Here is a 22,499-nt window from a genome sequence, read left to right as displayed (position 1 = left end):
CGGAACGATGGGCGAACTTCGAAAACTTTCCTTTGCTTATGGCGGACTTCTGACCCTGCTGGGACTGACCGTCGGTTCGTCCTTTCTCGATCTCGGTGGGTTCAATTCTGCTATCAACCTCGCGATAGCAGCCGCCAAGACAGCGGTGATCGCGCTGCTGTTCATGCATTTGACAAGCAAAGGTCTTCCGAGGCTCGTCGTCGCGGCTGTCGGGCTGTGGCTGGTAATTCTGTTCGGGCTGACTTTGGTCGGGCAATAGGCGCGAGTATGAGCCGGGACCATATCGGCGGCAACTTCACGCCATCCCGTGCGTTGGGGCTGGAAACGCAGGGATTTGCCCGATGTCACTTACCGCCTTTGCTCTCAACTGCACTTTGAAAAACTCCGGCGACACCGAGAAATCATCGACCGACCGGTTACTGGGGGATTTGCTGGCGGCGATGGTACCGCACGGCGTGGAGGGCGAGATCGTCCGCGCGCTCGATCATGACATCAAGCCGGGTGTGCTGTCGGACATGGGCAAGGATGACGACTGGCCAAAACTACGCAAGAAGATCATCGACGCCGATATCTTCATTCTTGGCCTGCCGATTTGGCTCGGCCAGCCGTCGAGCGTCGCCAAGCGCGTTCTCGAACGCATGGACGCATTTCTGTCCGAGACCGACAACAGAAGCCGGATGCCGGCAGCCGGCAAGGTGGCGCTGGTTGCGATCGTCGGCAACGAGGATGGCGCACATGCTTGCCATGCTGCTTGTTTCCAGGCGCTGAACGATGTCGGTTTCACGGTCCCCGCCAATGGCGGCATCTATTGGGTTGGTGAGGCGATGGGCGACATCAACTATGTCGACCTGCCGGGGACGCCGGAGGCCGTCGTCGAGATGATCGAGATGGCCGCGTCGAACGCGGCCCATCTGGCCAAGCTGCTCAAGGCCGAAAATTATCCGGGAGTGGCGGGCTGAACTCGCCCCGCTCGCTGCGAATGCCGTCCGCAGCGGAAATGGCGGCGCGGCCAGACAAACAGCTCTGGCCGGCCTTGCCCTTCATTCCTCGTCGAACCGCCCTTCCTGGTCACGTCCGATCGCGCGTTCCTCGTCGTCATCCGGCAAGGCTTCATCGCTGTTCTGGTAGGCGTTGTCGTCATCTTCCTCCGGCAACTCGCCGTCCTTCTCGATGTCGGACGGCTCGTCATCATCGTCCGACACGCTGTCGGGAAGAATCTTTGCGCCTTTAATGGCATCCCAGTCCTGTTGCGCGATTGACGGAGCGTCGGTCTGGTCCGTTTCGGCTCGTTTGTCGCGAGGGGCCATCTTCATCCTCCAATCCTGCGCCTTTCGGTGCTTGCCCCGGCGCCTTGCGCCGGGGCAAAATCAGGCATCACGCGGCTTGCTGCAACGCACGCTCATTGACGCCGCCCTCGCCAAGTTCGGTCAAGGCTTCGTCGGTCGCCACCTCCTCTTCCAACGTCTGGTTGAGGAGCTGGACGATATCCTTCTTGCCGAGCTGCTCGGCCCAGGCGATCAGCGTGCCATAGCGGGCGATCTCATAGTGCTCCACGGCCTGTGCGGCGCCCACGAGGCCGGCGTCAAGCGCCGGAGCGCCGCCATAATCCTCGAGGATCTCCGCCCCCTCCTCGAGAATGCCGTCAATGGCCGGGCATGTCTTGCCCCGCGCCGGCTTGTCGAGGAGGTCGAATATCTGCTCGAGACGATCGACCTGGCCCTCGGTTTCCGTCCGGTGCTTTTCGAACGCGGCCGCCACCTCTTCGGCCTCGGCGCCCTTGGCCATTTTCGGCAGCGCTTTCAGTATTTTCTTTTCGGCGTAGTAGATGTCCTTGAGGCCATCGAGGAACAGTGTCTCAAGCCCTTTCGTTTCCGCTTTCGTCGCTCTCTTGGCAGTCGCCATGATTGGTCTCCCATGGATTGTGTTGAGGCCTTCACCTGGCGGGTGAAGTCCTTCGTTAACCTGCGACTGTGCGGGTTGTTCCGGCTCAAATCACAAAGAGACGCAACGGCTGTTAGTCTTCGACGAGAACGCGAGAAGGTCGGGCTGTTTGCTTTCAAACGCCGGGTCGCGTGGCGAATTCTTCGGAGAGAATGCGCAGACCTTCCTCGTATTTGGCGGTCGAGCCGCCCGTTTGGCGGACCTGCCATAGATTGTCGTTGAGGTCCGCCCGTTTGACCGGCAATGCCAATCTGTTCGACGCGGCCCTGCGCACGAAAGCGGCGTCGTCCTCGCCATCCCGTTTCGTCAATGCGTCGACGGCCGAAACAATCGCAGGACTAAAGCCTGCCTCCTCCAGGTGGTGCGGTGTCCAGCCTTCGCCCTTTTCCAGGACATCGTGTAGGTACGCGATGATCTTCTGATCGAGCGTTTCGACCGCATCCGCAACGCGCCTGCAATGTTCGATATACGGCCGCCCGGTCTTGTCGGTCTGCGCCTTGTGCGCTTCCTCGGCGATTTTCGCCGCTCGAAAAAGCATGCTCATCTCTGCCTCCATCAATCGATCTGTTCGAACGTGCACTGCCGCGGGGCCTTGTCCGGCCGCCACCGCAACAGCTTGGTTCCATGCCGGAACCGATTGCCGGTGACATGGTCGAACCGGACCTCGACCACAAGTTCCGGCCGCAGCGCCTCCCACTCGCCGCTGCGCTCCGTACTCCAGCGGCTCGGGCCGCCCGGCGCTTTCCCGGTAAAGCCAGGACCGCCGCGCAGCTTTTCGAGCTTTCTGGTGAGCCCGGCCCGGTCGTCCCTGGCGATCGTCGATGTGAAGCCGACATGGTCGAGCTCGCCTTGGTCATTGTAAAGGCCGAGCAGAAGTGAGCCGACCTCGCTGCTGTTGGTCAGATAGCGGAACCCGCCGACCACGCAGTCGGCCGTGCGCAGCCGTTTCACCTTGACCATTGCGCGTTCGCCCGGTCGGTAGGGCTCAGCGCGCGGTTTTGCGACAACGCCGTCAGTCGAGCCGTGGCTGGTTTCTTGCAGCCAACGCGCGGCGACTGTTGCATCGGTGGTGCAGGGCGACAGCCGCAATGCGGCGCGCGCCGCCCCGGCTATGAAGTCTTGGAGGACAGCGCGTCGCTCTGTCAGCGGATGGTCGAGCAAGATCTTGCCGCCCCGCGCGACCAGAATGTCGAACACGATGAACCGGGCAGGGGTTTCCACGCTCAGTTTGCGGATTCGGCTCTCGGCCGGATGCAAGCGCATTTGCAGCGCGTCGAAGGAAGGACGTCCGTCGATTTCGATCGTGATTTCACCATCGACAACGAAATCGTGGGCTTCGATCTCGCCGAGCATCGCCACCAGCTCCGGAAAATACCGGCCAAGCGGCTTTCCCGATTTCGCGCGCAGATCGACGGTCTCCGCGTTTTTAAAAGCAAGGCAGCGAAAGCCATCCCATTTCGGCTCGTATTGCCAAGCGCCGTTATCGCGTGGAAGCGTATCGGCAGCCTTGGCCTCCATTGGAGGCGTATCCTGAGGCAGGGCAAACAGGTTTTTGACGGCTACTACCATCGCTCTTCCGTGTCGTGGTGCGGCAGATCGATCCCGCAGCAGATCCATCCTAGCCGTTGGCCCGATCCGTAATTGTAATGTGGTGTGAGATCCGAGGGATCATCGAACGTTCCGACATGCAGGGCAATTTCACTCGGCGACGCGTCATAAGCCAATGTGATGGGAGACCCGCAATCGCGGCAAAAACCTCTTTGCGCGATCGGCGATGACCGGCGGTGGAATGGCTTGTCCTTGAGCCACCAAAGGCTGGCCGAGGGTACCCAGCCCAGCACCGCGAAGGCGCTGCCGGTCGCGCGGCGGCACATATCGCAATGGCAGTAATGGACACGCGGCTGGGATGTGACGCGGTAACGAATGTTGCCGCATAGACATCCCCCACTTCGTTCCGCACCTGTCATTTGGATCCTGCCGTTCCGAGCGTCACTGCAGCTGAACGTCCGACGCAGGATGTGGTTTCGACGAGAGGAACGAGTTCGAACGCATAGCGTTGTCCGGCACCAACCCAAGCTGGAGCGCCGGATTTGAACAGGGTTTTGCTATCGCTCGCAGACCGACCTGCCGCCAATTTCGCATTGCGCAGGTGGATTGCGGATTTTTTCGAAATCAGTGTGCCTTGATGTCGGCGCCGGGCTTGGCATACGGCCCCTTGGGCGACCGGTGTGTCCATCTCTGTGTCGACATGCAGCGGCTGTTCGCGGAACCCTCGCAATGGGCAACGCCGTGGATTTCCCGCGTCCTTCCTCGCATCGTCGAGCTTGTTGAAAGACGAGCTGCCGAGACGGTTTTCACCCGTTTCCTGCCGGCCCAAAAACCGGGGCATGGCGTCGGTTCATGGAAACGCTACTATGAACGGTGGGGGTCGATGACGATCGACCAGATTGGCCCCGAAATGATCAAGCTCCTGCCCGAACTGGCGATCCATTGCCCGCCAGCGGTCGTCGTCGACAAGCACGTCTATTCGCCATGGCCGGAGGGCAATCTTCAAGCGCTGCTTTCAAAGCGCCGGATCGATACGCTCGTCATAACCGGCGGCGAGACGGATGTCTGCGTCCTGGCCACAGTCCTTGGCGCGATCGACATCGGCTATCGCGTCGTGCTGGTAACAGATGCGCTGTGCAGCTCTTCCGATGCGACGCACGATGCGCTCATGACAGTCTATCACCAGAGGTTCGCACAGCAGGTTGAAACCGTTGAGATGGAAACGGTCTTGTCGAGTTGGAGTTGAAACTCCAGGGCCTATGCCGACGCGTCCAGATCGATCAAGGCGATGCCGAGTTGATATTCCCCATTTTTGAATTCCACGGTGACGTCGCCTGTCAGGCCGACGCCGCGATCTCGGAGGCGAAGTCGCGGTAAGACCGCAGAGAGCGTCCCAAGAGCTTGGTGAGGCGTTCGACGTCGCCCGCATTGGGCACCATGCCTTCGGTGATGAAGCGCTCGGCCATCAGGCGCATATCCAGCGCCATCCAACTCGGCATGAACTGGCGAAAGTTCTGCTCGAAGCCGGCGGTATCGTTGCCGGGGAAGGCGATCGTGCGGCCTAGCACTTCGGTCCAGATGGCAGCGACGTCTTCGCCGGTCAGCGTGTCGGGACCGACGACGTTGATACGATCGAGTGGGAGCGGCATGGAGGCCTTTTCCCGGCGGACCAGCTCGATCGCCGCAATCTCGCCGACGTCACGTATATCGACCATCGCCAGGCCCTTGCTGCCGATCGGCATTGGGTAAATGCCGTGGCCGGTGATCACGTCCTTGATGGCGACGTCGTTGTTGATGAAGTAGGCCGGGCGCAGGATCGTGGCGTTGAGGCCCATCTGCTCGATCATCCGCTCAACGCCGAACTTACCCGCGAAGTGGGGCACGTTCGCATAGAGGTCACTATGGATCACCGAGAGGTAGACGATCCGCTCGATGCCGGCTTCACGAGCCACGTTGAGGGCAACCAGCGCCTGTGTGAACTCGTCGGCAACCACGCCGTTGACCAGGAACAGCGTCGAGACGCCGGATATCGCACTGCGCAGCGAATCGACGTCGAGCAGATCGCCCCGCACGACGGTGACGCCCGCTGGGACCTTGGCCTTTGCGGGATCGCGGACAAGTGCTCGCACGTCGGCACCGCGCCCGACGAGTTGTGCGACGACTTGGCTGCCGACATTGCCGGTGGCGCCGATGACGAGGATGGTCATGAGACTTCTCCGTGTTGGGTTTGATTGACGTTCTGAATATGAGTGCTCCACCGCTTGCTGTGCTGGAAGGCCTACTGACTGATGCGGTCACACGTTCCCCGGCGCAGGCAATGTTGCTTCCCGGCCGGGGGCGCCCCTCAAGGTAAGAGAATCGGATTTGGACCAATCCGGCGAGTGCTGTAGTCCGCGTGCGCCTGCGCCGCCTCCGCCAGCCGGTAGCGATGAAGCTCGATTTCCCCGAAGATGCCGTCCCTCCACTGATCAAAGACTTCGGTGGCCGCCTGGGCCAGCATTGAGCCTTTCACGATGGCGGCGGCGCTCGCCTGGCCGAGTTTGACGTCGCGCACGGCGAGTGCCTGCTGATCGATGTCCGGAGGGCCTGAAGAAGCGCCGATGGTGAAAATCGCTCCGCCATTCCGAACCGCGCCAGCCGAGGCCGCAAACGTTGCCCTGCCCACGAATTCGTAGACGATGTCGACGCCTTTGGGTGCGATGGCGCGAATGCGGTCAGGAAGGTTGGCTTGATCGGACGCGAGGGCATGATCCGCGTCGGCCGAAATGCGCCCAAGTTTGGCGCTTGAGCCAACGGCGATGACGGTCGCGCCCAACGCTTTGGCCCAGCGCGCAACCAACGAGCCGACGCCACCCGTTGCGCCCTGAACCAGGATCGTGTCGCCCGGCCGCACTTCATGCAGCCTTTTGACGGCCAGCCAGGCCGTTATGCCTTTCGTCAGTAATCCCGCCGCGATTTCGGCAGGCACGTCGTCCGGCAGATGCACAAGAGGCGCGACGTCGATAAGCCGCTCGCTGGCATAGGCACCGGGAGCAAAGAAATAGGCAATTCGATCGCCGACCTTGAAGCCCTCCGTCTCTGGGCCCGTCTGCGCGACAACGCCGGCGGCCTCGACTCCGGGTACGAAGGGTAACTCCGTTCGAAAGGCTCCCGAACGGAACATCGTGTCGATGAAATTCACGCCGATCGCGTCCTGGTGAAGCTTGACCTGACCTCGACCGGGGGCACCGACCGCATCCTCCTCAAGAACGAGAACCGACGGGTCTCCAGTGCGGCGTATACGGATGACAGCAGACATGGCGTTTGTCCTTGTGATCTCGATTTCCTATCGAGGCAGGTGGCCCAGTTGCCGCAGACCGGTCATCCAGTCCTCGGTGTGCCAGGTGCGAACGATCTTGCCGTTCTCGATTTCGTGGATGTCGACAGCCTGGATCTTCATCGATCGGCCGGTTGCGGGCAGACCGGCAAAAGTCTGGCGCTGCGTTCCAGTGATGGTCGATCGCACGACGACTTTGTTTCCTTCTTGAATAACGTCATCGATCTTGATGTCGAAATCGGGGAATGCTCCCACAAGCATCGTCATAGCCGCTTTCGCGGCTTCGGGACCGTGTGGAGTGCCCGGTGGCGAGGGGATGTCGACCCAGCTCGACGCCAATATGCTCTCAAGCAGTTTTGCATCATGACGTGCAAACGCTTGGTACCATTGTGATGCGATGTGTTTCGGGTCGTTGGACAGGGGCGCCGCGCTCGCCTGAGCAGTGAGCAACGACCCTGCGATCAATGCGACAAGAGACTTCATGCCTTCCCCCTCAGGCTCGCGGGAGCGGAGCGATCGCGCCCAACTGCTGCATGGCGGAGTAGAGGTTGGCGACGCCCCAGTGCTCGGTAATCTTGCCATTGACGACGCGCATCGCATCGACGGTCTCGAAGCTGACCTTCTTGCCGGTGCCGGCGACGCCGAGGAAGTTTCCCCGATGCGTGCCATGATATGTCTTGAAGGTGGTGACCACGTCACCGTCGATGCGCTGCCAATGGATTTCTGGCGTGAAATCCGGGAACGCCTCGCGCAAGCGCTTGTAGAGGACGAGGACGCCGGCCTTGTCGCGGGTGCCGCCGGGCTGAGGTGTATGATCGAAGAAGTCGTCCGAAAAAAGTTTATTGAACAGAGCCCAATTCCCTCCGCCTTGCACCTCTTCGGTGTTACGGCGAACGATGTCCTTGGCACTGTGGTTGAGATTATCGGTCACTGGAATCTCCTTTTAGTTCAGAGCTGTCACGGGCCACGACGTTTGCGCTGCTGCATGCAACATGCCGGGTCCGCCGATTTTCCGTAATTCGAATAATATCGAGCGATGACTTCGATCCGCTCGATAAGCTGAGCGCTACGAAGCGGTCACGCCGCCTGCCGCTTCAGGGGCTCAGGCCGCTCTGCCACGGCGCCAAAATAAGACGCTGAGGTCTCCCTGTGGACGTGAGATTCGAGCCCGAAGCACGTCACATGCCGGCGGCGTCAATCACCAAACAGCTTTCAGCCTATAGGCGCTATTCCGCGGGCGGGGATCGAAGCAAAGCGACCAGAGCGAGGCAGCCGACCGCGGAAAATCCGATCACGACAAAGCCGTCGATATAAGACAGCAGGTTGGATTGCGTTTGCACGACGCGTGCAAGAAGAGCCGCGGCCCGCGAATTGGCTTCAGCCGGCCCCACCGACCGGGCGGTGACCGCGGCCCTGTATTGGTCGAGCCGTTGGTCGGTGAGGTAGGAGCCAGCGGCTACGTGGAGGCCAATCAGGTTCGAATGGATCTGCTCGCGCACCCTGAGGAACGTTCCAATGAAGGCAACGCCGAGCTCCCCACCGAAGAGCCGGAACGTTTGCAGGAAAGCGCCGAAAGTAAAGGCGTCGCCGCGATAAATGTGTCTGGTGGCGAACCAGATCAGGGATATGAAACCAAGCGACTGGCCAATTGCCTGCACGATCTGGGACGGGAGGAAGTCGTCGCTTGCCCAATCCTGCGTGAGGCCAGTGGCCATGAAACACGCCACGCCGATCAGCACGAAACCCGCCGCGAGGGGAAGCCGGGCGTCGACATGCTTAAGCAGTTTGCCGATCAAGGGGGCAAGCACAAGCTGAGGGGCCGCGATCCATAACAGCACGTCGCCCGTCTGAAGCGATTTGAAGCCCTGCACCGTCGCCAGATATTGCGGAATGATCAGCGCCGTCGAAAGCAGGACAAACCTGAACGCGATCAAAAGCGCGGCCAGGATCGGAATGTTCCCGGATATGACGAAGCGCAGATTGATCAGCGGCTGATCATGGCGAAGCTCATGGATGACGAAGGCGATGACCAGCAGAAATCCGGCCAGGAGGAGCCCGCAAATCAGTCCCGAGTTCAGCCAATCGAGCCGGTTGCCTTGATCGAGCGCGGCATAGAGCAAGCTGAATCCGACACTGCAATAGCCAAGGCCGAACCAGTCGGCTCCGCGCAGGTAGTCGCGATTGATCGGCTCCCGTGGAATGCCAAACCAGACGCATAGCATCATCAGCGGCGTGGCTATGGCGTTCTGCCAGAATATCCACCGCCATGACAGATTCTCGATAAACCAGCCCTCGATCGAGGCTGAAATGTTCAGCGATAATTCGGTGTTCATCGCATAGGCGGCAATGCCGTAGACCGCCAGGTGCGCCGGCAGATTGCGCAGAACGAAGCTGAGCGTCAGTGGAATGAATGTTCCCGAAGCCAGTCCACCCAGAAAATAGAACGTGAGGAAGATGGGCAGGTTCGTGGCGTAAGGAATGAACACCGACAGGAGGGTAAAGACCGCGGTGGCCCCGAGAAGGACGCGCCGCACCCCGAAAGTGCCGCCGAGCCATACCGCGACCGGTCCCATCATCATCTGGCCGACGGTCAGCGCGGTGCTGATCCACGCGCCTTCGTCAACACCGGCGTGGAGGGCACCGCGAATGTCGGCAAGCCCGAAGGTTGTGATACGCCCGGCAAGCGTGGAAATAATCGAGCCGATCAGCACAGCGAGGATACCGATATAAGGCCGGGTGCAAACAGCCGGAGTGGACGATGCATTCCCGTGGGGTGCGAGAGACGGTGAGGTCGAGACCGATCGTGACAAGCCGAAGCTGACGTCCGTCATGGCAGGCCGTCCGCCGCTGCCCGGCCGCCTTCGCTTGTGCCGCCCGTGTCGACAGTCGCGGTCACCGACATCCCCGGACGCAGGAGTTCGAGCTGCGAACTGTCGTGATCGAGGACAATTTTCACTGGAATGCGCTGCACCACCTTGGTGAAATTGCCTGTCGCGTTGTCGGGTGGCAGCAGGCTGAATCTCGATCCGGTGGCGGGTGACCAGCTGTCGACACGGCCCTTTAGAACGACGCCGGGCACGCTGTCGACGGTCACCGCCGCCGCCTGACCAACGCGGACGCGCGTCAACTGCGTCTCCTTGTAGTTTGCCACCACCCAGATGTCTGGCAGCGGCACTATCGAGATCACCTGGGTGCCGATACCCACATACTGCCCAGGCCTCACCTGGCGCAGGCCCACCATTCCGTCGGCGGGTGCGAGAATCCTGGTATGGCCAAGATTGAAGCGCGCCAGCGTCAAAGCGGCCTTCTGGGCCTTCAGGGTCGCTTCGGCCTGCTGTTGCTGCGTATCGAGCACCTTCAACTGCTGGCGCTGCTGATCGAACTGCGCGTGGTTGAGAGCAAGCGTCGCCGTGGCCCGGCTGTAGCTGTTCAGCGCCTGCTCCGCGGCTTGATGCGAGACGGCGTCCGTGGTGAGAAGAGACTGATAGCGCTTCGAATCCCGCTCGTAGCGCCACACATCCGACTCTGTCGCCGCAATGGTGGCCTCTGCCTGACGTATCAACGCCTGCTGCAGGATTTTCTGATTTTCGACGTTGGCGATTGCCGCCTTGCCGGCCTCGACATTCGCTTCGGACTGATCCACCAGCGCGCTGTAGTCATCGTCTTCGATCTGGACGAGAAGGTCGCCCGCCTTCACGCGCTGGAAATCCTTGACCGCAACCGAGCGCACATAGCCGCTCACCCTGGCCGCGAGCGGCGTTATGTCCGATTCAAGATACGCGTCGTCGGTGCTCTGTGTCCTGGCGGAGCCGGTCCAGGCGTTCCAATTCATGGTGAAAAGGAACACCACGCCAGCGGCCAGCAAGAGGACGGCAATGCGAAGGGGCAGAGTTTTGCTGCTGGCAGACACTGGCAAGTGGACCATCACTATATTTTCAGGATGATGAACTGATCATTGATCGAGTCGGTCTTCTCGTGCAGTTTGGCGACTTGCGCGGCAGTGACCGCCGGCACGTGATTGCCCCAGCCATTGCGGACGAAGGCAAGCACGTCTGTTGACCCCGGGGAAATGCCTCTCCACTCGGGTCGAGGCGGCATGGAGTGGAAATGAGAGGACGGCCTCAGAGTGCCGAAAGAAGCCCTCCGTCCACGAAAAGCGCAATGCCGGTGATGTAGCTCGACAAATCCGAGCCCAGGAAGGCGACAGCATCACCGATCTCGGAGGGTTGACCAAGGCGGCGCAGCGGGGTGCGTTTGCGAAAGCCCTCGGCCGCTTCTGCAATGCCAGGGCTCGTTCGCAGCAACACCGTGTCGATGGTCCCCGGCGCCACAGCGTTCACGCGGATACCATCGGCGCCAAGCGCATCCGCCAGGGATTTCGCCATCAGGACGACACCACCCTTGCTGGTGGAATACGCGACGGTGATCCCGGCCCCGTTGATTCCGCCCATGCTGGCCATCAGCACGATGCTACCGCGCTTGCCCTTGGCCTTCATCTGACGCGCTGCTGCTTGCGATCCAAACAACACGCCGTCGAGATTCACCGACATCAGCCGTCGATAGTCATCTTCGGCCACGTCGGGACCGTCAGCCTTGAGCGTAATTCCCGCGTTGGCGACCATGACATCAACGCCCCCGAAGGCATCCGCCGCATCAATCAAGGCATCATTGTCTGCCCGCTTGCTGACGTCCGCTTTCACGAAAAGACTGGACACGCCCAGCTTTTCGATCTCGACCGCGGTTGGCGCGCCGCCCTCGCGTGGTGTCTCGGTTATGTCGGAGACAATCACGGCCTTCGCGCCGTGTTCTGCCGCCTTGAGGGCAATTGCTCGGCCAATGCCGCTTGAGGCGCCGGTGACGACAACCACCTTGCCCTTCAATATGTCGCTCATACAATTCTCCTGGGTTCCTTGCTTGATAGCCGTTGACTTGCCTTGGAATGCCTTGAAGGCATTGGCTTTCGGATTGGCGGTGAGCTGCTCCTGGAATTTCGCAAATCCGCAACTTCCCAGTGCTCGGCGAGCTTGCCGTCTGCGATTTGGTAGAATTGAAACGCCGCGAAATCGAAGCGGTTACCCGTCGCTTTATACTCGCCGAAATCGTTCACTTGAGTGCCGCTGACCCAGTTCATCACCGCCGCCCGATGAACTTCCAGACGATTGTCGGCTCAGATACCGAGGATGACGCTCGGATGTCTCCAGGATTGTCACAGTCGTCGCTCGCGAACAGCCAGATCAGGTCGCGAGCGACGTTCGACGCCGCATGGCTGCTTGCCGAGCGTGGCGCTCATGTCGCGGTGGGTGTGGATTCATCGCAAGGCACAAATCCGAAGTTCACCCACCCATCGACCCAGATGCTCCCGCCAATTTCTGCAGCTCGGACCCATACCACGCAGAGATGGCGCGGTACTCAGTTCCCTGAGGGGTCTTCCAATCGCGAAACCACTCATCAATCATTGCCCGCGAGGTGTTAGGTATAGCGCCGGCCTGAATTAGACGTCTTATGGCAGTCTCATGAGCTACCTGGGAAAGGCCGCCCACGGCGTCGACGATGAACATCGCCTCAAAACCCTCGCGGAGGGCATCGATGATTTGATATGCGAGACAGATTTCCGTCCAGAGCGCTGCGAAGACCAAGCGCTTCCGGCCTGTTTTTTCGACGGCGGAGCGAATATTGACGTCGTCCCACGCGTCCATAGTCGAACGATCGATAGCAGTTGTTCCGGGTAACTCGTCCGCGATGGCCTGAACCGTGGGGCTGTTTACTTTGCCGCCAACTCCCACGGTACTTAGAATTACCGGTACGCCAAATGCCTTCGCGGCCCTGATCAGGAATCTGACATTCAGTTCGATAAGCGCCGAACTCGTTTCAGATCGGACAGCTCTGAGCATTTCGGGTTGGTAGTCAACCAGCAACAGGGCACATTCAGCAAACTTCCATACTCCTTTTGAAGGAGGTTCCTGTGCCTGAGCAAAGGAGGCGGAACTGAGTGATGCTCCAACTGTGACCAGCGATGCTCCAGCCATGGCCCCGGCGCCGCGGAGGATTTCTCGCCTGCTCGTCGACTTGGACATGACGTCATTTTTGTTCATCGATGCGCTCCACAGGGGGATCGGATCATGACCTTGCTCCGGTGTTGGTTGCATCTCTAGGATTTGCCGCAGTCATCGCTCGCGAACAGCCAGATAAGGTCGCGAGCGACGTTCGACGTAATCGACAAGCCATCCGCTCAGGCGATCGATGCTTCCGCCCGCCACCACGATGCGGCGTCCGCTACGCGAACTATTCGAGTTGATCGAACTCGCATGTCAAAACTATGCGGCTGTTCCAGAGCGCCGGCTGCTGACATTCACTCTCCATCCGGCGCGCCATCGTGGCTGCGACCGTCAGGAGGAGGATGGCTCATGGTCGACTTGGCAACGCCCGCGATACCAATGCGCGTCGGCAAATCCGAACGAAATGGGATGACCGACATCGCAGCGCTGATTGGCCGGATTTTTATCAGCGGCGTTTTCATCATCTCGGGCATCGGCAAGATTGGCGCGCCGACTGCAACCATGGCCTTCATCAGTTCCGTCGGTCTGCCGTTTCCGCAGTTGGGGCTAACGATAGGGATCTTGGTCGAGACAGTCGTGACGGTGGCATTTTTGGTCGGCTACCGCACGCGTATGATGGCCGCGATTATTGTAGTCTATTGCTTCGCCACCGCCATCTTCTTCCATAACGCCTGGTCTGATGTGAATCAGTTGATGCATTTTTGGAAAAACATGACCATGGCCGGCGGTTTGATGCAGGTCATAGCCTTCGGCGCGGGTCGCTATAGCCTCGATGCATTTCGCACCTAGAAGTTTGGCGGCGCGACCGGTTCGCCGAACTCAATCGAGGCGAGCCACCTTTGAGGAGGCTAGTTGTTTAGTCACTGCACCCCATGTCGTCGCGAGTATGCTCGTGTCGTAAAACGATGGGAGCGGCGGCGTCAGTCGATGCAAAGGCCGGCAAAGTGCCACCATTCATGCCATGCGATTGGCGCACGAACTGATTGATCAGGAACGACGCGGCGGGACCAGGAGGCATGTCCGTTCGGTGAATCGCAAAGAAGCGATAATGGCCGCCTTTGAAATCCGGCATGTCCAGCAGCACGAGCCTGCCGGAGGCGAGGTCCTCAACGATCATCGGTTCTGGCATCGTACCCCAGCCAATGCCTTCGCGAAGCAGCATGTGTTTGGTGGCAAGATCCGCTACACGCCAAGTTTGGGTGGCTATGACACCGAGATCCGAACCTGCGGTCAGCGGCGAGCGATCGGTAAGGACCAACTGAACATGATGGCGCCCGGCGCCGACTGCGTTGACGCCCAGTGCCAGCGGATGAGAGGGCGCGGCGACCGGAACAAGGTGAACACAGCCGACACCGATGCGCTCCAGGCCGTCGATTTCGACGTCGGGAGGGCCGCGAACGCCGATCATCGAAGTCCGATCGAGGACGAGTTGGGTCACGGCGCCAAGAGCCTCGGCTCTCAGCCGGAGCGGGACCGTGGGGAACTCATCGTGGAAATTCCTCAGGGCTTCAACCACGCGGGCGGCGGGTAGCATCACGTCGAGGGCGACGTGAACTTCTGATTCGATGCCTTGATGAAGGCCCTTGGCCTTCGCGCGTAATCGATTGAAGCCCAATGCCACGTCGCGGGCCGCCGTCAGCAACGCGCGGCCATCGCTGGTGAGCTGGGGGCGGCGGGTGGAATCTCGCTCGAAGAGCATGACGCCCAGTTGCGCCTCCAGATTGGTGATTGTGTAACTGATGACGGACGTCGCCCGGTTTAGCTGCCGCGCTGCTCCGGCGAAACTGCCCACGTCGACAACCGCGAGAAACACCCGCAATTGGTCGAAAGTAGGCGTCCCCGGATCAGACATATCGATTTCCTCCCAACGCACGAATGAGCATTTGCTAATCAATCGGGCAAATACTCGCATTTTGGCGTACAGAGTCAACCGGGCCTGGTATAGGGTCCATAACAAGGCGCGATAAGGAAATGACGCATGCAATGTCGGGTCCGGCGCGATTGGCCGCGCGCCCTCGCAATTCAGTTCGCCAAGCACCGAATCGAGGTCATGCTGGCCAACAGCCGCCGCCCCTCCACCCTGACGGATTTGGCCGTAAATTGGGCACGAGCGTCAGGCCAGTTGCAGCGAGCGAGGCGATTTCCGCGGACGTCGTAATCTTGGCCATTCCGTTTGGGCCAATTCCGCTTGTCACGCAGGGCGGGACTGCGAACGGCGTCGACTGGAGTGGAGGCCAGCAACGCGGTCGAGATGCCAGCGTTCAAGCCCGCTGACCTAACTCGGGGACGCCTCTGTCCTCGACATCCTGGTTGTAGGGCGGCACCTCCCCCAGGCGGTCCCAGTAACGAGCGGGCTGTGACCGTCTGGGAGTTGGTCCTCGTCTCCCAGCCAGCTGGGAGAATATGCAAAGGCAATATGGACTTACCCGAAACGGGAATTCCATCGGTTCAGGGCCGCGCGCCGATCAAGACGGAATTGGCGTCCGAGTGCCGTATCGCCCATTAAGTCAAACCCGTGAACGGCCCCGGGATAGACATGGCATTCTACGGATACTCCCGCTCGCGAAGCGCGCATGACGAAGTTCACACCCTCTTCAAGGAAGAGATCCAGGGCGCCGATGGCCAGGAACAGAGGCGGGAAGCGGTCAAGACTTCTGGTCAGGCTCGGAGAAAAATAGCCCACCCGATCGTCATCTGCCGAATAGGCTCCTTTCATAGCCGACCACCCGAAGCGATTGTCTTGCGCTGTCCAGACAAATCCGCCGGTCGTCGGATTGGGCTGAACGTCTTGGTCGGACCCCGTCCGGCAATCAAGCATCGGATAGATCAGCATGGCGCCTGCCGGTAGAAACTCCTTTCGATCGCGTGCCAGAAGCGTCGTCGCTGCGGCCAGTCCCCCGCCAGCGCTGTCTCCCATGATAGTGATCCGTCGCGGGTCCACGCCGAGCGAAGCTGAATTTTCGAAGAGCCAGTGAAGCCCGGCATAGCAATCCTCGATCGGGCCGGGGAATGGCGTCTCTGGTGCCAGCCTGTACTCCACCGACACCACAACCACCGTATTCTCTATCGCCATTTGCCAATTCAGACCGTCGATCGAGGCTGCGGAACCTAAGACATAACCGCCGCCATGAATGTTCAGGATTGCTGGCTTTTGTCCCGCACCAGGCGGCGCATAAATGCGCAGTTGAACAGGAGGCGCTCCGTTCATGCCCGCGGTGACAGCGAGCCGAGGCTGCTCGAGCGCCATGCCCTGTTGCTCGAAGTACTGTTGCGCGGTTGCTCGCGCGTCTGCGAGACTGGCGGCGCTAAGACCGACGCTGGGCCCATTTGCGAGAAACGGACGCAGTTCAGGGTCAACCAGACTCTCTCCGTTCATGTTCAAAAAACCTCTCACTAAGAGGCGCAATGGTAACGTCGCCAATCGCTTCAGCCAGCCCGATAGCATCGAACGCCGTGTTCCATGCTTCCGGCATGTGAGTTGCTTCGCCTTCGAATTCCTGCGTCCGCAACGGCGAAATCGAGCGACCGACCACCTTTGAACCGCAGATGGGACGGGATTCGCCGCTTCGCTACATGCCTACCGGATAGAACGTCGTCATCGACGGAATCTGGCTGGCATGGGAGGCCTCATCCAAGTCAGTGTCGATCAAGATCCGGCAGCCGAAAGGTAAGATCAGAGGATAGGTAACGGCGGTTTCGTGTGACCTTTGCTGACCGTTCCAGATCGCAGTCGAGGGATTTGACCATGATGGATGATTTCGATGGCAAAGTGGTCTTGGTGACCGGTGCAGGCTCAGGCATCGGACGCGAAGCGGCGTTGGAGTTTGCTGCTCGTGGCGGCTTTGTTTTTGGCGCGGACCTGAACGAGCAAGGCCTTGCAGAGACCCGGCGCCTTATTTTGGGGGCAGGCGGCAGAGCGGAAGTCGGCCGCGTCGATGTATCCTCGGAGGATGATGTTTCGGCCTTTGTCGCGCGCATCGATGCTGAAGCGGGCCGTCTGGACGCCGCTTTCAACAATGCAGGAATTACCGGTGGCGCGCACCGGATCGAGGATTATCCCACGGATGACTTCGACCGCGTTCTACGGATCAACCTCCGAAGCGTCTTTCTCTGCATGAAGCATGAGCTACCGCTGCTGAAGCGGAGCGGAGGCGGTGTCATCTGCAATACGGCTTCGGTCGCCGCGCTTACCGGCCCCGGCGGAATGTGCGCCTACGCAGCATCAAAACACGGCATTCATGGGCTGACACGAGTCGCGGCGATGGAGAACGCCGCACATGGAATTCGCGTGAATGCCCTCGCGCCGGGTTGGACCGAGACGCCGATGGTCATCACCGCAAGTGCTCAGAATCCATCCTTCGCTGCGCAGACGACCAACGCGATTCCCGCCAAGCGAGGCGGTAAGCCAAGCGAAATCGCACAAGCCGCCGTTTGGTTATGCTCAAGTGCGTCAAGCTACGTATTCGGGCAAATGTTGATCGTTGATGGAGGCATGACCATCGGTGGATTCGAGTTCTAATCTCGAAACTTTGCTCCTCCGAGAAGTACACCAAATGTGGAGACTGGATGATGCGCCTAGATGTCTGCAAACACTGTCTCTCGGTTGAGCCGGAGGGCATGACAGACCTGTCTCGGGGATTCTCACAGGTGAGGTAAGCCGGGGCATCTTCATGTTGACCAACAGCCATTATCAGTCGCTTCTCATAACGACGGGCGGAGGCGCCGTTTTGGTGGACGCCCTCGAGCCGCTTGTTCAGGACATCGAGCCCGCCGCAAGTGACGTGACGGACGAGCCGATAAGACATTGATCTACTCTCACGGGCGCCAGTCGGCGCAGTGCGCATAGGAGGCGATGAGTTCGCGGATGCGAGGCGATCTGCATTTTTTGGGTAATACAAATTGAAAATTTCGCCCTCATGTTTCACAACAGGCCGGTAGACCGGGGATGGTTTTGCAGCCCGCGGGTCGCTCACGGTCCTCGAGGCGAGAATTCTAGAGACGTTCAACAATGACCCAGCACGCACAAAACGCTCGAATTCTCATGTACAGCCACGATACGTTCGGGCTCGGCCACTTGCAGCGCTGCCGAACGATCGCGCATTCGCTGGTCGAGGATTTCCGCGGACTTCAGGTGCTTATCATTTCGGGTGCGACCATCGCCGGCGCCTTCGACTACCGCGCCCGTGTCGACTTCGTGAAGATCCCCAGCGTCATCAAACTCCGCAACGGCGAATACACCTCGCTGGAAAAGGATATCGATCTGCATGAGACGCTAAGGATGCGCCAGTCGATCATCCGCCACACAGCCGAGACCTTCCGGCCGGACATCTTCATCGTCGACAAGGAACCGCTCGGCCTGCGCGGCGAGATCGAGGACACGCTGTCCTACCTCAAGACGCGGGGCACCACGCTCGTGCTTGGCCTGCGCGAGGTGATGGATGCGCCGCATCTGCTCGAGGCGGAGTGGGCGCGCAGGGATGTGATGCGCAAGATAGGCCTGTTCTACGACAAGGTCTGGGCCTATGGTCCGCCGGATTTCTATGATCCGCTGACCGGCCTGGATGTGCCCCCGGCTGTCAGGGCAAAGATGAGCTTCGTCGGTTTCCTGCAGCGGAGCCTGCCGCGGAACGAGTTGCCCGGCCACCGGCCCGAGGGCGACTATATCCTCGTGACCACCGGTGGCGGTGGTGACGGCGCCGAACTGATCCACGACGTCATCGATGCCTACCAGCAGGATCCGCAATTGCAGCACAGGGCGCTGATCGTGCTTGGCCCCTACATGCCGGCGCGCAAGCGCAACAAACTGCTCAAGAAGGGGGCCAGGATCCCCTACATCAAGATCATCGAGTTCGACAACCGCATGGAAGACTTGATTGCCGGTGCCAAGGCGGTGGTGGCGATGGGCGGTTACAACACCTATTGCGAGATCCTGTCTTTCGACAAGCCGGCGCTGATCGTGCCGCGCGTCGAGCCCCGTGAAGAACAACTGATCCGCGCTCGGCGCGCGGCCGAACTCGGCCTGATCGAGATGCTCTTGCCGGAAGAAGCCAAGGATTCCCAGCGATTTGCCGATGCACTGATGGTGCTGCCGGAGCGGCCCCGCCCATCACAGAGCAATCCGCATCTGACGCTGGAAGGGCTGCCTCATATTTCCGCAATCGTCGCGGAACTGCTCGACCGGCGGGCCGGCCATCACCTTTCGGTCATTGAAGGAATGAACTGAGTTGCGATATCGCAAGATCGTCGTGGTTCTGAAGGGCTATCCGCGGCTGTCTGAAACCTTCATCGCGCAGGAACTGCTCGGTCTGGAGCGTGCGGGGTTCGACCTGACACTCGTCGCGCTCAGGCGACCGACCGACGCAAAACGCCACCCCGTGCATGACGAGATCAAAGCGCCCGTCCATTATCTGCCGGAATATCTGCATGAAGAGCCACTGCGTGTGGCCCGCTCGCTGTTCGCCCATCTGCTGCGGCCGGGCTTCTGGCGCGCGCTCGGATCGCTAGCCACCGATATCCGCCACGACTTTACGCGCAACCGCGCGCGCCGCTTCGGGCAAGCGCTCGTTCTAGCGGCCGAATGGCCGGAAGACGCGGAATGGTTGCATGCGCATTTCGCGCACACGCCGGCATCGGTGACGCGCTATGCCAGCCAGCTTCGCAGCCTGCCATGGAGCTGCTCAGCCCATGCCAAGGACATCTGGACTTCGGCGGACTGGGATCTGGCTGGCAAGCTTTCCTCGGCGCGCTGGACGGTCACCTGCACGAAAACCGGTTTTGACCGTCTGAAAGAACTCGCTAACGGCAAATCGTCCGTGCATCTGAGCTACCATGGGCTCGACCTTGATCGCTTCGGCAGTTTCGGCGAAGCGCGAAAACAGTATGACGGCTCGGCGCCGGACGAACCCGTCATCATTCTGAGTGTCGGGCGCGCCGTTGAAAAGAAAGGTTACGACACCTTGCTGGAGGCTCTTGCTCTCTTGCCTGGCGATTTGTCGTGGCGTTTCGAGCATATCGGCAACGGCGAGGAACTGGAACGGCTCAGGGCGCTGTCGCAGAAGCTCGGACTGGATGGTCGGATCTCCTGGAAAGGCGCGCTTGCGCAGGAGGAGGTGCTCGAGCACTACCGCCGTGCCGACATCTTCGCCCTGGCTTGCAGGATCACCGCAAACGGCGACCGGGACGGTCTGCCGAACGTTCTGGTGGAGGCGGCCAGCCAGGGGCTTGCCTGCGTGTCGACCGATATTTCCGGCGTGCCGGAGCTTTTATCGCCTGACGAAACCGGGCTGCTGGTTCCGACGGAAGATCCAATTGCCCTGGCAAAGGCGCTGGAGCGCCTGATCCGTGATCCCGTGCTGCGCGCCCGCCTCGGCGACGCCGCGGAGCGGCGCGTGCGCGGCAATTTCGATCATATGGCAAGCATTGGACAGCTCAAGGAACTGTTCGAGCGTGAGTGGCGGGCCGCCGATTGAAGCGCGTCTTCCTTTATGTCCAGCACCTGCTCGGTATCGGCCATCTCGCGCGCTCCAGCCGCATCGCGGCGGCTCTGGTCGATGATGGGTTCGACGTAACCGTCGTGACTGGCGGAGCGCCGATCGCGGGGTTTCCGGGACCGGGGATAAAATCTGTAACCCTGCCACCTGTCACCTCCGGTGATAAAGGATTTTCCGGACTGGTCGACCTGCAGGGCAAACCCATCGACGATGATCTCAAGAAGCGGCGTTCAGAGATGCTGCTGCAGGCATTCCGGGATTGCAGGCCTGATATCGTCATTGTCGAGGCGTTTCCCTTTGGACGCCGTCAGATGCGTTTCGAACTCTTGCCGCTGATCGAGGCCATCGTCGCGACGTCGCCCAGACCGTTGCTGGCGACGTCCGTCCGTGACATCCTTCAGGAGCGCGTCAAGCCTGGCCGAAACGAGGAGACAGTCGATCTCGTCAACAGCCATTTCGACCTTGTCATGATCCACGGCGATCCGGCTTTCGCAACCCTCGACAAGACATTTCCGCTGGCTGGGGCGATCAGGGCCGAAGTGGCTTACACAGGGCTCGTCGCCGCGCCGCCGTCGCCCGCGGCCTCCGAGCGCTTCGATATTGTGGTGTCGGTTGGCGGCGGGGCTGCCGGAAAGAGCCTTGTCAGATCCACCGTCGCAGCGGCGCGGAATGCCGAGGACGGTTGGAAATGGTGCCTGATCACCGGCCCAAACCTGCCGAAAGACGAATTCGACGCGATCGCACGCGATGTCACGCCGGACTTGTCCATCTTCCGGTTCCGCGAGGATTTCGCCAGCCTGCTAACCGGCGCCCGCCTGTCAGTCTCGCAGGCGGGTTACAACACGGTCTGCGATGTCCTGCGCGCGGGTTGTCGCTCCCTGCTCGTTCCGTTTGCAGCCGGCGGTGAAACCGAGCAGACGGTTCGCGCCCTGATGCTCGAAGAACTCGGCCTTGCGACGGTGCTGATGGAAAAGGACCTAACGCCTGAAGGTTTGGCGCAAGCGATCGAACAGGCGCTCTTGGCACCGACGCCAACCGCGCATCGTCTCGATCTCGAAGGGGCGCGTCACTCGGCGCAAATCCTGCGCGAGCGGTATCGAACATGGTCCCTGAAAATGGAGCCTGGTTTCGGAAAAGTACACGATGAAACAGGCGATTGGTCCTGACGCGCGTCGCGTGAGATTCGTGCGACGCGCCTCAAGCCCTTGTTTTTATGCGGGTCGTCCCAAAACCGCCACGCACTCTTGGGCGAAATGCATTACATTTTAAACCGTTCCAATCAGCATGAAGCGCGTATAATTTTTTGTCGGTAGTTCGCCGGCGAACCGCACCTCCCGCAGCGCCGCCATTGCTGCGAAGGCTGCAAGTGAAGCCACGCAGTTGATGTGCGTAGGCTCGCTGAAATAATCGTTGGATTGCAGCAGCACATTCGTACCCCGCGGAAGCAGGGTAAGCCATGCGCGCAGATCGGCTATGTGTTCGCAGCTGGTGTTGACTATCAGGTCGGCCTCCCCGGCCGCATAGTCGAGGGCGTACATATCCGCCGTCAACGCCTGGAAACGGTCGCCGGCATCCCGGTTGAGGGTCCGGGCGACTGAAGCGACTTCGGAATCGATGTCGATGCTATCGACCGCCGCGATGTCGAAACGGGCGTCGTTGAAAAGCATTGCCGGCAGTATGCCGTACCATCCACCCACGACCCATACGCGCCCAAACCGGCCACCGCAGCTTTCGAATAGCCTGTCGAGCGCCCACATCTTGCAGGCGACCTGCTTGTGGTTGAAGGCGTTGGCGATATCGGCGTTCGGATGCTTGGTGATGACGCGCGCCAGCCCTGCCACGAGAGGGTGGTTGACATAGGCGGCAATCCCCCGCGTGAGGTCCAGGGCCTGCTCGTGCCCGTCCATGCCGGCATTGCGTGGTTGCGTGACATCCATCATAGTTGTCTTCTATGTTGGGATTTGGGGCGACACAACGCAATCTTGCCTCCAGTAATGCTGTTTGGTTCGCGGACGTGACTGTGCCGCAAGCCGCTTCGCCCTTGGCCGGTGCCGGAGAGAGCCTGTTGCATCTGTTCGGACCATCGGCGTCCGCCGGCGGCAGGACAATCCCCGGGCCTCGCTTGGCGGCGAAGACATCGCCGATAAC

General features: G+C 60.4%; 24 protein-coding genes. 8 read left to right on the top strand and 16 right to left on the bottom strand.

What is annotated here, in order from left to right; genetic code table 11:
• The first annotated feature begins 7 nt into the window (after positions 1–7).
• Positions 8–259, top strand: a complete 252-nt coding sequence (locus FJ548_RS01490) for a cytochrome C oxidase subunit IV family protein (RefSeq protein ID WP_140610373.1) — start codon at positions 8–10, stop codon at positions 257–259.
• An 82-nt stretch (positions 260–341) separates the two neighbouring features.
• Positions 342–959: an NAD(P)H-dependent oxidoreductase gene (locus FJ548_RS01485; RefSeq protein ID WP_140776399.1), complete on the top strand. Its 618-nt coding sequence runs from the start codon at positions 342–344 to the stop codon at positions 957–959.
• A gap of 81 nt (positions 960–1,040) precedes the next feature.
• On the opposite strand, the gene FJ548_RS01480 is transcribed toward FJ548_RS01485, so the two are convergent.
• The 4 genes from FJ548_RS01480 to FJ548_RS01465 all read right to left on the bottom strand — a co-directional run bounded on the left by FJ548_RS01480 (position 1,041) and on the right by FJ548_RS01465 (position 3,510).
• Entirely contained in the window at positions 1,041–1,307 is a 267-nt protein-coding gene (locus tag FJ548_RS01480) for a hypothetical protein (RefSeq protein WP_226890365.1), read from the bottom strand.
• A gap of 67 nt (positions 1,308–1,374) precedes the next feature.
• A complete protein-coding gene (locus FJ548_RS01475) occupies positions 1,375–1,902 on the bottom strand; it encodes a ferritin-like domain-containing protein (RefSeq protein WP_140693710.1) in 528 nt (175 codons plus the stop codon).
• Between the two features lie 154 nt (positions 1,903–2,056).
• On the bottom strand, positions 2,057–2,485 hold the full coding sequence (locus FJ548_RS01470; RefSeq protein ID WP_140610429.1) for an HD domain-containing protein: 429 nt from the start codon (positions 2,483–2,485) through the stop codon (positions 2,057–2,059).
• Positions 2,486–2,496: 11 nt separating this feature from the next.
• Positions 2,497–3,510 carry an ATP-dependent DNA ligase gene (locus FJ548_RS01465; protein WP_140776477.1) on the bottom strand — a complete coding sequence of 338 codons (1,014 nt, stop codon included), beginning with the start codon at positions 3,508–3,510 and terminating at the stop codon, positions 2,497–2,499.
• Between the two features lie 616 nt (positions 3,511–4,126).
• Here FJ548_RS01465 and FJ548_RS01455 point away from each other — a divergent pair.
• Positions 4,127–4,735, top strand: a complete 609-nt coding sequence (locus FJ548_RS01455) for an isochorismatase family cysteine hydrolase (RefSeq protein WP_140776475.1) — start codon at positions 4,127–4,129, stop codon at positions 4,733–4,735.
• A 91-nt stretch (positions 4,736–4,826) separates the two neighbouring features.
• On the opposite strand, the gene FJ548_RS01450 is transcribed toward FJ548_RS01455, so the two are convergent.
• The 9 genes from FJ548_RS01450 to FJ548_RS01410 all read right to left on the bottom strand — a co-directional run bounded on the left by FJ548_RS01450 (position 4,827) and on the right by FJ548_RS01410 (position 12,897).
• The gene (locus FJ548_RS01450; RefSeq protein WP_140776397.1) at positions 4,827–5,696 is read right to left on the bottom strand and encodes an NmrA/HSCARG family protein; all 870 of its coding nucleotides are present in this window, start codon (positions 5,694–5,696) and stop codon (positions 4,827–4,829) included.
• 137 nt (positions 5,697–5,833) lie between these two features.
• Complete coding sequence (locus tag FJ548_RS01445) at positions 5,834–6,787, bottom strand: zinc-binding dehydrogenase (RefSeq protein ID WP_140776395.1); 954 nt, start codon at positions 6,785–6,787, stop codon at positions 5,834–5,836.
• A 27-nt stretch (positions 6,788–6,814) separates the two neighbouring features.
• A complete protein-coding gene (locus FJ548_RS01440) occupies positions 6,815–7,288 on the bottom strand; it encodes an ester cyclase (protein ID WP_140776393.1) in 474 nt (157 codons plus the stop codon).
• Between the two features lie 10 nt (positions 7,289–7,298).
• Positions 7,299–7,736, bottom strand: coding sequence for an ester cyclase (locus FJ548_RS01435; RefSeq protein WP_140764119.1), 438 nt, complete (start codon positions 7,734–7,736; stop codon positions 7,299–7,301).
• 295 nt (positions 7,737–8,031) lie between these two features.
• Positions 8,032–9,636, bottom strand: a complete 1,605-nt coding sequence (locus FJ548_RS01430; RefSeq protein WP_140776391.1) for an MFS transporter — start codon at positions 9,634–9,636, stop codon at positions 8,032–8,034.
• The gene (locus FJ548_RS01425; RefSeq protein WP_246678527.1) at positions 9,633–10,715 is read right to left on the bottom strand and encodes an HlyD family secretion protein; all 1,083 of its coding nucleotides are present in this window, start codon (positions 10,713–10,715) and stop codon (positions 9,633–9,635) included. The genes FJ548_RS01430 and FJ548_RS01425 overlap by 4 nt, the downstream gene beginning before the upstream one ends.
• Before the next feature lie 17 nt (positions 10,716–10,732).
• The gene (locus tag FJ548_RS30680) at positions 10,733–10,855 is read right to left on the bottom strand and encodes a hypothetical protein (RefSeq protein ID WP_281407042.1); all 123 of its coding nucleotides are present in this window, start codon (positions 10,853–10,855) and stop codon (positions 10,733–10,735) included.
• Between the two features lie 71 nt (positions 10,856–10,926).
• Positions 10,927–11,697, bottom strand: a complete 771-nt coding sequence (locus tag FJ548_RS01420) for an SDR family oxidoreductase (RefSeq protein WP_140776387.1) — start codon at positions 11,695–11,697, stop codon at positions 10,927–10,929.
• A 441-nt stretch (positions 11,698–12,138) separates the two neighbouring features.
• The gene (locus FJ548_RS01410; RefSeq protein ID WP_181168676.1) at positions 12,139–12,897 is read right to left on the bottom strand and encodes an isochorismatase family protein; all 759 of its coding nucleotides are present in this window, start codon (positions 12,895–12,897) and stop codon (positions 12,139–12,141) included.
• Positions 12,898–13,209: 312 nt separating this feature from the next.
• Between FJ548_RS01410 and FJ548_RS01405 the strand changes: the two genes are divergently transcribed.
• Entirely contained in the window at positions 13,210–13,650 is a 441-nt protein-coding gene (locus FJ548_RS01405) for a DoxX family protein (RefSeq protein WP_210242633.1), read from the top strand.
• 67 nt (positions 13,651–13,717) lie between these two features.
• Here FJ548_RS01405 and FJ548_RS01400 read toward each other — a convergent pair whose 3' ends face one another.
• Positions 13,718–14,713: a LysR family transcriptional regulator gene (locus FJ548_RS01400; RefSeq protein WP_140610433.1), complete on the bottom strand. Its 996-nt coding sequence runs from the start codon at positions 14,711–14,713 to the stop codon at positions 13,718–13,720.
• A 570-nt stretch (positions 14,714–15,283) separates the two neighbouring features.
• The gene (locus FJ548_RS01395; protein WP_210242632.1) at positions 15,284–16,306 is read right to left on the bottom strand and encodes an alpha/beta hydrolase; all 1,023 of its coding nucleotides are present in this window, start codon (positions 16,304–16,306) and stop codon (positions 15,284–15,286) included.
• Between the two features lie 300 nt (positions 16,307–16,606).
• Between FJ548_RS01395 and FJ548_RS01390 the strand changes: the two genes are divergently transcribed.
• The 4 genes from FJ548_RS01390 (at position 16,607) to FJ548_RS01375 (ending at position 21,517) form a co-directional block, all read left to right on the top strand.
• Complete coding sequence (locus FJ548_RS01390) at positions 16,607–17,380, top strand: SDR family oxidoreductase (RefSeq protein WP_140764106.1); 774 nt, start codon at positions 16,607–16,609, stop codon at positions 17,378–17,380.
• Between the two features lie 489 nt (positions 17,381–17,869).
• Entirely contained in the window at positions 17,870–19,084 is a 1,215-nt protein-coding gene (locus FJ548_RS01385) for a glycosyltransferase family protein (RefSeq protein ID WP_140693720.1), read from the top strand.
• Between the two features lies 1 nt (position 19,085).
• Positions 19,086–20,330 carry a glycosyltransferase gene (locus FJ548_RS01380; protein ID WP_140776383.1) on the top strand — a complete coding sequence of 415 codons (1,245 nt, stop codon included), beginning with the start codon at positions 19,086–19,088 and terminating at the stop codon, positions 20,328–20,330.
• Positions 20,327–21,517 carry a glycosyltransferase family protein gene (locus FJ548_RS01375; RefSeq protein WP_246671518.1) on the top strand — a complete coding sequence of 397 codons (1,191 nt, stop codon included), beginning with the start codon at positions 20,327–20,329 and terminating at the stop codon, positions 21,515–21,517. Before FJ548_RS01380 ends, FJ548_RS01375 begins: the two co-directional genes overlap by 4 nt.
• 99 nt (positions 21,518–21,616) lie before the next feature.
• On the opposite strand, the gene FJ548_RS01370 is transcribed toward FJ548_RS01375, so the two are convergent.
• Positions 21,617–22,288 carry a class I SAM-dependent methyltransferase gene (locus FJ548_RS01370; protein WP_140610436.1) on the bottom strand — a complete coding sequence of 224 codons (672 nt, stop codon included), beginning with the start codon at positions 22,286–22,288 and terminating at the stop codon, positions 21,617–21,619.
• Positions 22,289–22,499 lie beyond the last annotated feature (211 nt).

This window comes from Mesorhizobium sp. B2-4-17, from assembly GCF_006441275.1.
Lineage (GTDB): Bacteria > Pseudomonadota > Alphaproteobacteria > Rhizobiales > Rhizobiaceae > Mesorhizobium.
The sequence above is the reverse complement of the archived record's forward strand: the minus strand, read 5'-3'. Positions and strand labels throughout refer to the sequence as shown.